This is a genomic window from Edaphobacter lichenicola (assembly GCF_014201315.1).
GTDB classification, from domain to species: Bacteria; Acidobacteriota; Terriglobia; order Terriglobales; family Acidobacteriaceae; genus Edaphobacter; species Edaphobacter lichenicola_B.
In genome coordinates, this window is the sequence record NZ_JACHDY010000002.1 from 62,611 (window position 1) to 74,811 (window position 12,201).

At 60.3% G+C, this 12,201-nt stretch carries 12 protein-coding genes; 5 read left to right on the plus strand and 7 right to left on the minus strand.

Annotated elements, in window-relative coordinates:
- Positions 1 to 30: 30 nt before the first annotated feature.
- The 6 genes from pssA to meaB all read right to left on the minus strand — a co-directional run bounded on the left by pssA (position 31) and on the right by meaB (position 4,328).
- Positions 31 to 870, minus strand: a complete 840-nt coding sequence (gene pssA, locus HDF09_RS06565) for a CDP-diacylglycerol--serine O-phosphatidyltransferase (protein ID WP_260177576.1) — start codon at positions 868 to 870, stop codon at positions 31 to 33.
- Complete coding sequence (locus tag HDF09_RS06570) at positions 870 to 1,520, minus strand: phosphatidylserine decarboxylase (RefSeq protein WP_183763677.1); 651 nt, start codon at positions 1,518 to 1,520, stop codon at positions 870 to 872. Before HDF09_RS06570 ends, pssA begins: the two co-directional genes overlap by 1 nt.
- A gap of 94 nt (positions 1,521 to 1,614) precedes the next feature.
- Entirely contained in the window at positions 1,615 to 1,833 is a 219-nt protein-coding gene (locus tag HDF09_RS06575; protein ID WP_218884705.1) for a DUF465 domain-containing protein, read from the minus strand.
- An 82-nt stretch (positions 1,834 to 1,915) separates the two neighbouring features.
- The gene (locus HDF09_RS06580) at positions 1,916 to 2,413 is read right to left on the minus strand and encodes a GNAT family N-acetyltransferase (protein WP_183763680.1); all 498 of its coding nucleotides are present in this window, start codon (positions 2,411 to 2,413) and stop codon (positions 1,916 to 1,918) included.
- Positions 2,410 to 3,066, minus strand: coding sequence for a tRNA (adenosine(37)-N6)-threonylcarbamoyltransferase complex dimerization subunit type 1 TsaB (gene tsaB, locus HDF09_RS06585; RefSeq protein WP_183763683.1), 657 nt, complete (start codon positions 3,064 to 3,066; stop codon positions 2,410 to 2,412). The genes HDF09_RS06580 and tsaB overlap by 4 nt, the downstream gene beginning before the upstream one ends.
- An 11-nt stretch (positions 3,067 to 3,077) precedes the next feature.
- Positions 3,078 to 4,328 carry a methylmalonyl Co-A mutase-associated GTPase MeaB gene (meaB, locus tag HDF09_RS06590; protein ID WP_183763686.1) on the minus strand — a complete coding sequence of 417 codons (1,251 nt, stop codon included), beginning with the start codon at positions 4,326 to 4,328 and terminating at the stop codon, positions 3,078 to 3,080.
- A gap of 287 nt (positions 4,329 to 4,615) precedes the next feature.
- On the opposite strand from meaB, the gene HDF09_RS06595 reads away from it, so the two are divergent.
- From HDF09_RS06595 to HDF09_RS06610, 4 genes are all read left to right on the plus strand, one after another.
- Positions 4,616 to 5,944 (plus strand): MFS transporter, encoded by a 1,329-nt coding sequence (locus HDF09_RS06595; protein ID WP_183763688.1) that lies wholly within the window; start codon positions 4,616 to 4,618, stop codon positions 5,942 to 5,944.
- A 142-nt stretch (positions 5,945 to 6,086) separates the two neighbouring features.
- Positions 6,087 to 6,884 carry a FadR/GntR family transcriptional regulator gene (locus HDF09_RS06600; protein ID WP_311718896.1) on the plus strand — a complete coding sequence of 266 codons (798 nt, stop codon included), beginning with the start codon at positions 6,087 to 6,089 and terminating at the stop codon, positions 6,882 to 6,884.
- 255 nt (positions 6,885 to 7,139) lie between these two features.
- On the plus strand, positions 7,140 to 9,674 hold the full coding sequence (metG, locus tag HDF09_RS06605; protein ID WP_183763692.1) for a methionine--tRNA ligase subunit beta: 2,535 nt from the start codon (positions 7,140 to 7,142) through the stop codon (positions 9,672 to 9,674).
- Positions 9,675 to 9,990: 316 nt separating this feature from the next.
- The gene (locus tag HDF09_RS06610) at positions 9,991 to 10,524 is read left to right on the plus strand and encodes a PEP-CTERM sorting domain-containing protein (protein ID WP_183763695.1); all 534 of its coding nucleotides are present in this window, start codon (positions 9,991 to 9,993) and stop codon (positions 10,522 to 10,524) included.
- Positions 10,525 to 10,711: 187 nt separating this feature from the next.
- Here the strand turns inward: HDF09_RS06610 and HDF09_RS06615 are convergent, their stop codons facing one another.
- Positions 10,712 to 11,197 (minus strand): cupin domain-containing protein, encoded by a 486-nt coding sequence (locus HDF09_RS06615; RefSeq protein ID WP_183763699.1) that lies wholly within the window; start codon positions 11,195 to 11,197, stop codon positions 10,712 to 10,714.
- Positions 11,198 to 11,321: 124 nt separating this feature from the next.
- On the opposite strand from HDF09_RS06615, the gene HDF09_RS06620 reads away from it, so the two are divergent.
- Entirely contained in the window at positions 11,322 to 12,197 is an 876-nt protein-coding gene (locus HDF09_RS06620) for a TatD family hydrolase (protein WP_183766045.1), read from the plus strand.
- The last annotated feature ends 4 nt before the right edge of the window (positions 12,198 to 12,201 follow it).

Genomic DNA, 12,201 nt, shown 5'->3' on the forward strand with positions numbered 1-12,201 from the left:
TATCTTATCCGCCCTTTGCACATCACTGGATTACACCGTGGAGTGCCGTCGCTCTCTACCCCACGAATACGCAAGCCGAGCCACCACACCAGACACCAGGTACGCCATCGCCAGGATGATCAGCATGTACTCCGAATAGAGCACAATCAGCGCTCCTATAAACGCTATCACCGCCACCAGTTGAAAGGGATGACGCTTGCCGAGTGTGATCTCTTTTGCACTCCAGAACCGCCAGTTGCTCACCATCAAAAAGCTGGTGAACAGCAGCAGGCACAGCCATACCAGCGCTATCCACGGGCTGTCGATCGGCGATCCATGCTGAAAGTGAATCACCGAGCTGATTACACCCGCACCTGCTGGAATCGGCATGCCCACAAAATATTTCTTGCCCGGCCGTCCCGGATTGCGAGGCTGCGGATTGATGCTGATGTTAAATCGCGCCAGTCGACTGGCACCGCAGATCAAAAAGATAAAGCAGACAAACACTCCGATATGCACGATCTGTTGTCGCGCCTCCGGATGCGCCATCAGCGGCAGCATTCGGAAACCCCAGATATAAGCCAGCAAACTCGGTGCCACGCCAAACGTAATCACGTCCGCCAGCGAGTCGAGTTCTTTCCCAAAGTCGCTCGTTGTGTTGGTCATTCGTGCGATGATGCCATCGAGACCATCAAACAAAACGGCAATCCCAAGCGCCAGCGCAGCTCGATCAAAGTAACTCTGATCTGCAACCGACCCCTGAATACTCTGCGTAATTGCGTAGTATCCAGCAGCCATATTGCCCGCCGTAAATAGCGAAGGCAGCACATACATCCCGCGACTAGGCTGCCGCCTTATCTTCCCGTCGGTCCCGATCTGCGCGTCCTCCATCAGGCCACCACTGCGGTCGTGTTTCTTAGCGATTGCTCGGGGAGCACGGCCAGCACGGTCGATCCACCCTTCACGCGAGCCCCCGTCTTCACCTTCAGATTCGCCGCTGCCGGCATCAGCACATCTACCCGCGACCCAAATTTGATAAGTCCGATTCTCTGTCCGCGCTCCACCCGGTCGCCCACCTTCAGGTTACAAACGATGCGCCGCGCCAACAGTCCTGCGATCTGCTTGAAGCTGACCTCGTATCCTCCGGCATCGATCGTGATCAGAGTCTGCTCGTTGTTCAACACCGACTCCGGCTTCATCGCATTCATAAATTCGCCCTTGCGAAACTCGCATACCTTCACGACTCCGCCCACCGGCGACCGGTTCACATGCACATCAAAGACATTCAGAAAGATGCTGAGCCGCAACCGGCTCCCGCTAATCGTCTCGATCCACTCCGCTTCTGTCACCACACCGTCGCCAGGAGACACAATCTGTCCCGGCGCCTGCGGAATCGTCCTGTTGGGATCGCGAAAAAACCACAAAAAGAAGGCCGCCAGCACCACCGGTAGCGCCACTAACGCAATCGGCATGTTCAGATACCAGAGCGCCGCCGCCACAACCCCGAGCCCTAAGGCATAGAAAAAACCGTCTCGCACCATAAGTGACTCGATTATAAGGCCACGCACACCTCAGCCCCGAGCGCAGCCCCACTCTAGCCTGTCGCCTCCATACCAACGAACCGTGCGCTAAACCTTAGGATGCTCCCAGACGCCGAAGCCGTTCCATCTCATCCTTCAAACTCAGCTTCAGCTTCTTCAGTCTTACCTCTTCCAACTGCTCCGAGTCGGTGAGAAATAACTTGGACCGCAGCGTATCCAGCCTGCGATCGTAAAGGCTATGTTCTTGCATTAATTGTTGAATGGAAGGAAACGACGCAGGATGGGGCAGCTCGGTGAACTTGCCAGTTTGCACGTGAGAGTACCTCCAGCAACAGACGACATTCGCACTGATGGCCGACAAGCTATCACAGCCGAATCAGCACCCGCAATGTGGATTACTCGTCTCCCGCTAACCTCAACTGCATCAGCAACGCGTCCTCCGTCGGATCTCGATAATAGCCACTGCGCTGTCCAACAACGGCAAATCCCAGCCCCTGATAAAGCGCGACGGCCCCCACGCCTCCAGCCCTCACCTCGAGTTCCATCTCAGTCGCGTCCTGGTCCCTACACCAGGAAATGACAGCCTCGCACAACGCCCTTCCCACACCCACTCGTCGCGCCGACGCACTCACCGCCACGCTCTCCAGCTCCGCCAACCTCAGAGCTCCCGAAACAACAACCTTCCCCACCGCAAACCCCAGCAAATTTCCCTTTGCCTCCGCAACAAACAGACACCGCCTCACTCCAGCCTCAGCAGATCCATCCGAACTCACAATCGCCGCATACTCCGCCTCCGCCCAATGCGGAGCCTCTGGTGTAGCCCTCTCCAGCCGCATCACACCAACAAGATCCCCAGCATTGACTGCTCGAATCCGATAGCTTTCGAAACTCATCGAGCGGCTCGCGGAACGGCAGGCTTGGCAAATATCTCAGCATCGGTTCGTCTCAGATAATTCGCATCGAGCGCAGCCGCATTCTCGAATCGCCCCGACGCCACCCGCTCCACTGCAAACGGCAGAGCATCCCCAGCCAACGGCTCCTCCACCAGCTTCGGACGCAACTCCGCCAAAGCCTCCGCCACCTTTGATTCACAGGCCACCACCAGACCACCCGAAGCCGCCATCATCACATCCTGCGCGCTCATCAAGACCTCCCGCACGCGTCTCCTCCCCACATACTCCCCGTAGTAAAACTCCCCGCGACCAGCATCCAGAACCGCATGCACCCTCTGCTCCCCGCCATCGACAGAAGCAGCAAGCAGCGCCAGCCGCGACACCGCAATCAGAGGTACCGCACCAGCCTCGCTCAGCCCCTTAGCCGCGCTCACCCCCACCCGCACCCCAGTAAAAGATCCCGGCCCATACACCACCACCACCGCCGCCAACCCATCCAGTCGCCAACCACTCTCCGTCATCAAACGCCGCACAGCCGGTATCAATCGCTCCGACGAACTCCTGCCCGGCAACACCTCGGTAGCGACGATCGCCTGAGCCATCTCGGTATCCACCAGCGCAACGCTCCCCTCTCCGCCCGCCGTTTGAATCATCAAAAACCGCATCACGCCCCACCCTCACGCGGCTCAACTGCATCCCCGACAATCTCCAGCAGCACGCCCCCCGTGCTGGCCGGATGCACAAAGAAATACCGATGCCCCCCAGCCCCCACCCTCACCGCATCGCTCGCCAACCTGACACCCTGCTTCATCAGCCGCGCAAACATCGCATCAATCCCATCCACATGTACGGCGATATGGTGCAGCCCTTCACCTCGCTTGGCCAAAAATCTCCCGATCGTGGAGTCTGCCTCGGTCGCCTCCAGCAGCTCAATCCGGCTTTCGCCCAGAGGCAACATCGCCGTCTTCACCCGCTCGTGCTCCACAGTCTCTTCATGACTCACCACCAGCCCAAGCGCCTCATAAAACCCACGCGCCCCCGCAATGCTCTTCACTGCGACACCCAGATGATCCAGCCGCAAACCACCCAACCCACTCTGCGCCATCACATTCTTCCCGGCAGCATCCTCGATCCTTACTCTTCGCGCGCCCTTCTCGACGGCACATCGCCTCACCGTCTCCATCAACTCCCCAACACCCTCTCCTGTCGTCGCCACCGTCCGCACAACTGGAGGCACCCACTCCCCGCGTTCCATCGCCAAGCCCTGCATAGCAACGATCTCCTGCTCCACCAGCTCCGCGCCGCCACGGTCGCTCTTGTTCACAACAAACACATCCGCGACCTCCATCACGCCGGCCTTCAGACTCTGCACCCCATCCCCCATCCCCGGAACAAGCACCAGCACAGTCACATTCGCCAGGCCAATCACATCGACCTCATCCTGCCCCACGCCCACCGTCTCAATCACAATCGTCTTCCGCCCCGCCGCCTCCATCACCGAGCAGACATCGGCAGCCGCACGCGCCACCCCACCCATCGCTCCACGCGAGGCCATACTGCGAATAAACACGCCGTCATCCCCGGCAAAGCCCTGCATCCGAATCCTGTCCCCCAGCAACGCCCCGCCCGTATAAGGGCTCGACGGATCCACCGCGACCACCCCTACACTCTGTCCCTCCCGTCGCAGCCACCTCACCATCTGGTCCACCAGCGTGCTCTTCCCCGCCCCGGGAGGTCCCGTCACGCCCACCCGCAGCGATCCCCCTGAAAACTCGCGGCAGGCCTCCAGCAACTCCGCTCCCCCGCCATCCTCCACGAGAGAGACAGTCCGGGCCAGAGCGCGAAGATCGCCTTCCCGCATCCGCACCATCATCTGCGTAACTTCAACCCCAGCCGTCCTGAAATCCTTAGCCACGTCAGCGATGATATCGTGCTTCGCTCTGCATCCATCCATAAACAAGCCCTATGCCTCAGATCCCATTCACCCAATTCGCGTTCGCTTGCGAGCATGCGTTTCCTTCAACACCGATCAAGGGCTATTTGTAATCAAAAATGATCTTTCCCCTTCGTCAGAATGGCGCTTGACACCTACTGCCCAACACAGACTATCCTCATCCTCGACACCCTTTTCTCCGAATCTGCCTCAGCAGGCGCAAAACCGGGGAACCCGTCAGACGTATAGTTACGCTGGAGTTGCAACTAATGTCGATCAACACTGCCAGCCTGCCTGATTCGGGCTTCACCACCGCCGCCCCGGAGAGATCCAACATCCGCTGGCTCGTCTGCGGTCTTCTCTTCCTCGCCACCACCATCAACTACATGGACCGCTCGGTCTTCTCCCTCATCGAGCCGCTCCTCCACCTCGACTTCATGGGCTGGATTCCCGGCATCGACGCCGCCCATCAGACCGCCTACAACATCAACTACGGCCGCGTCCTCATCTGCTTCCAGATCGCCTATGGCGTCGGCTTCCTCTTCGCCGGCCGCATCATCGACAAGCTCGGCACCAAAACCGGATACGCCCTCGCCATCCTGATCTGGGGATGTGCCTCGATCAGCCACTCCATCGTGGCCAGCGTCGCCGGCTTCTGTATCGCCCGCGTCTTCCTCGGCCTCGGCGAATCCGGCAACTTCCCCGCCGCCATCAAGGCCACCACCGAGTGGTTTCCCTCTGAAGAGCGCGCCCTCGCTACCGGCCTCTTCAACTCTGGCTCCAACGCCTCCGCCTTCATCGCACCAGTCCTCATAGCAGCCGTCGCCGCCCGTTGGGGATGGCATGCAGCCTTTATCTGCACCGGCTCCATGGGACTCATCTGGGCGGTTGTCTGGCTCATCTTCCCCTACAACAAACTCCGCCGCGCCGCGACCCAGACCCAGACCGACCTCGCCCCCGTCACCCAGGGCGGCTCCATCTATCCCATCCTCCTTCGCCACCGCGGCTTCTGGGCCTTCTGCATCGCCAAAGGCATCACGGACCCCATCTGGTGGTTCTATCTCTTCTATCTCCCTAAGTTCCTCAACGACAACTACGGCCTCAACCTAAGCCACGTCAAATATCCGCTCATCGTCATCTACACCGCCGCGAGCATCGGCTCCATCGCCGGGGGCTGGCTCTCCGGCTTCCGCATGAAGCACGGCCACAGCGTCAACTCCGGACGCAAGTTCGCACTTCTCCTCTGCGCCCTGTGCGTCACTCCCATCATGCTCGTCCCACACATGCACACACTCTTCCCCAGCAATGCCTGGCCAGCCATCGGACTCTTTTGTTTGGCCACCGCCGCGCATCAGGGCTGGTCCGCCAACCTCTTTTCCACGCCAACCGACATGTTCCCCTCGACCGGCGTCAGCACCGTCGTCGGCATCGGCGGCGCCGCCGGAGCCCTCGGCGGCGCGTGCTTCACGTGGCTTGTCTCTCACTACTTCTCTCTCCACCCCTTGCTGATCTTCATGATGGCTGGCCTCGCCTACGTCATTGCCCTCCTGATCTTTCAGCTCCTGGTCCCGCGCCTTGGTGGGCGGCAAACTACCTAAACTCAGACTTCTCCATCGCAACCAGCAAGCTGAGTCGGACATAGCCCACCCTGCCTCTCTGCTTCCCTTATCCCGACCCGAACACACGGCCCACCACCGTGTTACCCTTCATCAAATCAGGCGCAAAGGAGTGTTGTTCAGCGTGAAAAAAGAGGTCAAGGAGCAGTTCGAGGAGGTCTCCAGCCACAGCCAGCTCACCATGCAGGTCGTCGAACACATTCGCCTGCTCATCAGTTCGGGCGAGGTGCGTCCCGGCGACCGCCTGCCCCCTGAACGCGACCTCGCTCGCCAGCTCAAGATCAGCCGGTCCAGTCTGCGCTCCGGCATTGGCTTTCTCGCGGCCATGGGGGTCCTCAAAAGCCGCCACGGCGCCGGCACCTTCGTCGCCTCCGGACCGCCCTCGTTCGACTCCAGCTCCTTCTCCGTCCTCGGGACTCTGCATGGCTTCCTTCCTGGACAGATGTTCGAAGCCCGCAGTGTCATTGAGTCCAACCTCGCCTCTCTCGCCGCCGAACGCGCCACCGACGAGCAGATCACAGAGCTCGCAGAAGAGGTTGCTGAGATGTACGCCGCGCTCGACGATCCTCACGAGTACCTCATTCACGATGTTCGCTTTCATCGCGCTATCGCGCGGGCTGCGGCTAACCCAATCCTCGCCGCGGTGATGGAGACCATCATCGCCAATCTCTATGAGCGGCGCAGCAAGACGATCCAGAACGCGGTTGATCTGAAGGAATCCTCCGAGATGCACCGGGAGATCTACCGCGCCATCCGCTCGCACAACCCCGCGCAGGCCCGCCGCGCCATGGAGCAGCACCTCGACCTTGCCCGGATCGCCCAGGAGTCCGAGACCGAGGTTGCCGCGCCGGTCGTTGGGGTCGCAGGGGAGGTTGGAGAGGTTCCTGCGCCTGCCGAGGACAAAGCTCATCTGAGCCGGTAGTTTTTGGCACTTTTTTTATCCGGTGGGGAACGAGAGTGTTTTTGCAGGGGTTTTTGGCGAAAATCGTGTTTTAGACGTGGTTTTTTGATGGTGAAACTGTGGTGGTTTGCGTGGTAAACGTGGTGTTTTAGCAGTCACTTTTTTGGCTGCGAAAAATACGCCAATCTTTCGGGATTTATTTTCGGGCGCAGCCTCCCCGATGCTCCCTCCGGCGGGAAGTGCGCGTCCCCACCCTGCTAAACTGGGCTCTGGCCCATGCCCGAGCAAAAGTTCTATCTCACTACCCCTATCTACTACGTCAACGCACGCCCGCACATCGGCCATGCGTACTCGACCCTCGCGGCCGACGTGATTGCGCGCCGTCACCGCCTGCTCGGCGAGGACACCTTCTTCCTCACCGGCACCGACGAGCACGGCCAGAAGATCGAGCGCTCGGCCGCCGCGGCCGGCATTGCGCCCCAGCAGTTCACCGACCAGGTCTCGGCCGAGTTTCGCACCCTCTGGGACCGCATGGGCCTGACCTACGACGATTACATCCGCACCACCGAGCCTCGGCACCAGCGGGGAGTTCAGCGCTTGTTTGCCGACCTGCACCAGCGCGGGCAGATCTACCTCAGCACCTACACGGGCCAGTACTCCATCGGGGAGGAGATCTTCGTCGACGGACCTCCGGGCGTCCTCGGCCCCGATGGCAAGCCAACCGAGACCGTCACCGAAGAGAACTTCTTCTTCAAGCTGAGCGAGTACCAGCTTCCGCTCATCGACCTCATCGAATCCGACACGTTCCTGATCCAGCCCGAGTCCCGCAAGAACGAGGTTCTCAGCTTCCTCCGCGGCGACGTCAAAGGCTTTGTTTCGGCTGCATACGATCGGGCACTCTTTGAGCAGACCGATGATGTTTCTTCGAGACCAACACCATTCAACCTTCCGGCAGATCCTCTCCGCAACGCTGAGGAAGATGGAAAGATCGGCCGGACCGCTCTAGGCAACCGCTACGTCAAAGGACACCTCCGCGACCTCTCAGTCTCCCGCTCCAGCTTCACGTGGGGGATTCCCGTTCCTGAGCCAGCGGCCTCCGAGACCACGCAAAAACACGTCATCTATGTCTGGCTCGATGCCCTGGCCAACTACATGACCGCGGTCGGCTATGGCAGTGACGCGCCTGAGGACGTTGCAAAGTTTGAAAAGTACTGGCCCGCCAATCTCCACCTCATGGCAAAGGAGATCACGCGCCAGCACTGCATCTACTGGCCTGCCTTCCTTCTCGCCGCCGGCCTGCCTCTACCGAAGGCCGTGACAGCCCACGGCTGGCTGCTCTTCGATGACAGCAAGATGTCGAAGTCCAAGGGCAACATCGTTCGCACCGAGACCATCCTCGACGCCTTCGGCACCCTCTGTCCCCCCATATCGGCCCAACCAGAATCGCCTCGGCCTCCAACCAAGGCCGAGCAGGACCTCTTCGCCACCGACGTCCTCCGCTACTTCCTCCTCCGCGAGATCCCCTTCGGCCAAGACGGCAGCTTCAGCTTCGAAGCCATGATCACCCGCTACAACGCCGACCTCGCCAACGGCTACGGCAACCTAGTCAGCCGAACCTTGAGTATGATCGCTCGGTTTTGTAGTTCGGCCAATGTGATGGGGCGACTTAGCGGTGCTAGCGTACCTCCTCTCAGAACTCTGCACGACGAATCGCATATCCGCTTTTATCCTGAGATCAGTTCACTGTCTGAGACGACGGCAAGAAGTTTTGGACAAACCTTTAACTCTTTCGACCTCGCAAAATCTCTCGAAAGCGTTTGGATCCTGATTGCTAGAACGGATTCATTTATCAGCGAGACATCGCCATGGAAACTGCTTAAAGAGGTAGCGACAGCACAGAATCTAGAAACTCTTGAGACCTTGACACCTGAACACGCAGCGGCCTTAGTGCGAGTTGAAGGGATTCTTTACACAGCTGCAGAATCCATACGCATCATCACGGCTTTGCTCTATCCTGTTCTTCCCTACGCCACGGCCAAAGTCTGGGCGCAACTCGGACTCGGGGACATCGAAGTCGCCACTCGCAATGGCGAACTGAAGAATCTAGAATGGGGCGGCTTGAAGCCCAGCACAAAACTTGGCCCGCTGGCCCCCATTTTTCCTCGAGCAGACAAAGGACTCGCGCAGATCATGATCGACATGGAAAACCCCTCCGCCCCGAAGCCAGAACAGCCCACGCCCTCACGCTTCGTCGACGAGACGACGACGCACACCGCTCCTGTCCCAACCGACCCCACGCATCCCGGCGCGCCCCCTCGCACCTTCGCCCTGGGTGGTGCAGCACCCGGCATGACCGTCGCAGGCAGTCTCGCCATCAGCACCGAGCGCACCGGCACGCCCTCGCACACTGAAGCGCCCGCCTCGGGCATCTTCGCCAACTCGGCGGCGCAGTCGAGCCTCTCCGGCACTGCGCCCGACACGCCGCAGATCGCCATCGACGACTTCGTCAAGATCGACCTTCGCGTCGCGCAGATCGTCGTCGCCGAGCGTATTCCCAAGGCCGACAAGCTGCTCCGCCTCGAGGTTGATCTTGGCTATGAGAAGCGCCAGATCCTCTCCGGAATCGCCGAGTGGTATACGCCGGAGGAACTGATTGGCAAGAAGATCGTCGTCATCGCAAATCTTGCTCCTCGCAAGATGCGTGGCCTGGAGTCGCATGGGATGCTGCTGGCCGCCTCGCATGGCGAAGACGGTAAGCCTGTGCTAGCAACGTTTGGCGAAGAGATTGCCTTGGGCTCTCGACTGAAATAAATCTCTCGCCTGAAATAAATCTCAAGAACCTGTCCTGCCGGACGGGCGCCCTGCGCGGCCAGCGGTCACTTCGTGACGTGTGTACCGCTTCGTTCGGGTGCTCACGTTGGTCGCGAATGAACGGGGAGCCTTCACTCCGCCTCAGGATGATTTTGTAGTCTTTAGGCCTGCGGCAACGGCTGTCGTCGTACTTCGGATCCGATTGCCGATGACCCCAAGACGCTCGCTGCCGTGCGAATCCGCTTGACACCTGCTTCCTGCGGACGCATTCTTGTGGCGTAAATTCAGCCAGATCCACGGAAGGAAGCTCTCACCCATGAGAAAGATTGTCTTCCCACTTGTTCTGCTTGCCTCTGCCTTCGTTCAGCCTTTAACCGCCCACGCCGATGCTATCGATGACTTTGTCCTGACCGGCGTTGGGAATAGCAACCTCATCACTTTTTCTCTTCCCGCCTCGCCGCCGGGCAATACAGCCACCTGCCCGCCCGTTTCTCCGTCTTGCGTTCCGCCCTATCTGCTCTCCTTCATCGCAAGCGCTCCGGTCACTACCAACGGCGTCACAACGGACGAAGATCTCACGTTCCTGACCGGACGGGCTGGAGGAGGCTTCTATATCGACCTGCAGAGGTACTTTGGCCCGACACTTTATGTTCTCAATGGGGAAGATCCAACCTTCGTTCCGGGAACCTATGATCTCTTTTCTTTTGGCGCGGGCCCCCCGCTCACCTATAGCCTGACCATCACGCCAGAGACTACTGCGCCGACGCCTGAGCCCTCGACACTAGCTCTTTTCGGAACAGGTCTTGTCGGCCTGATCGAGTTCGCGCGTACCCGGAAGAGGCGCGTTTGATGAAGAGATTGCGCTGGGCTCTCGACTGAAATAGTCTCAGGGCCTGTCCTGCCGGACGGGCGCCCTGCGCGTGGCCACCCCACAAACGAAGACCTGTTTGCGGGGACCCCGGTTCGCTGCGGTCACTTCGTGACTTGTGTACCGCAACGCTCGGGTGCTCCCGTTGGTCGCTGGATAGGTTTCCCGCCTAGACGATCGCTTTTTGTACGCCGATGGCGACGACGAAGTAGTTTGCCATCACGTCGCCGACGTTCTTTAGCCCGTGCAGCACGCCCGATGCCGTGAAGATGACGCCGCCGGGTTCGACGATGCCGGTCTTGCCGTCGCTGGTCACCTCAAGCCTGCCCTCGCGAATCATCAGGAACTCGGAGTGGGTGTGGCGATGGGGCTGATGCGGCATCTGGCCGGGAGGCAGCGCGGTCTCGTGCACCTCGACAAACTCGCCCGTGGCCAGCCGCCCCTGAATGACGGCACGGCTTGCGCCGCCGTTCGCCGAGGCATGGATGGGCAGCTTGTCGAAGGCGAAGATCTCGGAGTGCGCCAGCACCGGCTCTGCGGCGTGAGTGCTGCTCTGTCCTTCTGGAGACACATTGCTTTGGCCTTCCGCCACGCCGCCCATCGCCGCAAAGGCCGAGAGAGCGACACAAAGATCACGTCGGGTTAGATTGTTCATGCCGACATACTACGCGGTCCGAACTATACCCGTCACGCACTCCCTTGCCGCTCCTCTTCGCCGCTCCTCTTCGCCGCTTCCCTGGCAGGCTCATGCGGCGCGCCGATGGGGTACCCTGAAAGAGATGGCTCTGATCGACTCCCACGCCCACCTTGACTTCTACATCGAGACCCCGACGGAGCGCGATGAGGTGCTGCGCCGCGCCTACGCCGCAGGGGTCCATAGCATTCTCGCGATCGGCATCGGCGATGGCCCGGCGACGATGCAGCAGGCGCTTGAGATTGCTGACTCAACCGCGGGCGCTGGGCTTCCGCAAGGCTATCCCCAGATCTATCCTCAGATTTATGCCAGCGCCGGGATTCATCCGCAGGAGGCGGCTCACGCGACTTCGGAGGCGCTCGAAAAGCTGGCCGCCCTGGGCGCGCAGGAACGATGCATCGCTGTCGGCGAGATCGGGCTCGACTACTACCACTTCGACAACCCCGACATCGCCACGCAGAAACAGGCTTTTATCGCCCAGATGCGAGTGGCTGCGAAGTTGCGCAAGCCGATCCTGATCCACTGCCGGACGAGCGAGCTCGCCACCCCGCAGGCGAAAGAGAAGTTCGGCGGCGCCGACACCTGGGAGGACCTGCTCGCGCTGATCGACGAGCATTGGACGCCGCATGGGCTGGGGGGGATCATGCATTGCTTTTCGGGGACGGTCGACCAGGCGGAACAGTCTCTTGCCGCGGGCTTTCATCTCTCTTTTGCCGGGAACCTGACCTACCCGAGGGCGCAGGGGATTCGCGACGCCGCGGTTGCTGCTCCGGCTGACCGCATCCTGGTCGAGACGGATGCGCCGTTTCTTGCGCCGATCCCGCTGCGTGGCCAGCGCAACGAGCCTGCCCTGGTCGTCCATACGGCGGCAGCCCTGGCGGAGCTTCGCGGCATCTCACCAGAGGAGCTCGCTACCCTGACGACGGAGAACTTCAAAAATCTCTTCCCCACAACGCGCTAAACTG

What these genes read in the sequence shown, in the direction of transcription:
- tsaB (WP_183763683.1), bottom strand. Translation starts at nt 3,066, where the DNA reads ATGATTCAAACGGCGGGCGGAGAGGGGAGCGTTGCGCTGGTGGATACC.
- HDF09_RS06570 (WP_183763677.1), bottom strand. Translation starts at nt 1,520, where the DNA reads ATGGTGCGAGACGGTTTTTTCTATGCCTTAGGGCTCGGGGTTGTGGCG.
- metG (WP_183763692.1), top strand. Translation starts at nt 7,140, where the DNA reads ATGCCCGAGCAAAAGTTCTATCTCACTACCCCTATCTACTACGTCAAC.
- HDF09_RS06595 (WP_183763688.1), top strand. Translation starts at nt 4,616, where the DNA reads ATGTCGATCAACACTGCCAGCCTGCCTGATTCGGGCTTCACCACCGCC.
- pssA (WP_260177576.1), bottom strand. Translation starts at nt 870, where the DNA reads ATGGAGGACGCGCAGATCGGGACCGACGGGAAGATAAGGCGGCAGCCT.
- HDF09_RS06620 (WP_183766045.1), top strand. Translation starts at nt 11,322, where the DNA reads ATGGCTCTGATCGACTCCCACGCCCACCTTGACTTCTACATCGAGACC.
- HDF09_RS06615 (WP_183763699.1), bottom strand. Translation starts at nt 11,197, where the DNA reads ATGAACAATCTAACCCGACGTGATCTTTGTGTCGCTCTCTCGGCCTTT.
- HDF09_RS06610 (WP_183763695.1), top strand. Translation starts at nt 9,991, where the DNA reads ATGAGAAAGATTGTCTTCCCACTTGTTCTGCTTGCCTCTGCCTTCGTT.
- HDF09_RS06580 (WP_183763680.1), bottom strand. Translation starts at nt 2,413, where the DNA reads ATGAGTTTCGAAAGCTATCGGATTCGAGCAGTCAATGCTGGGGATCTT.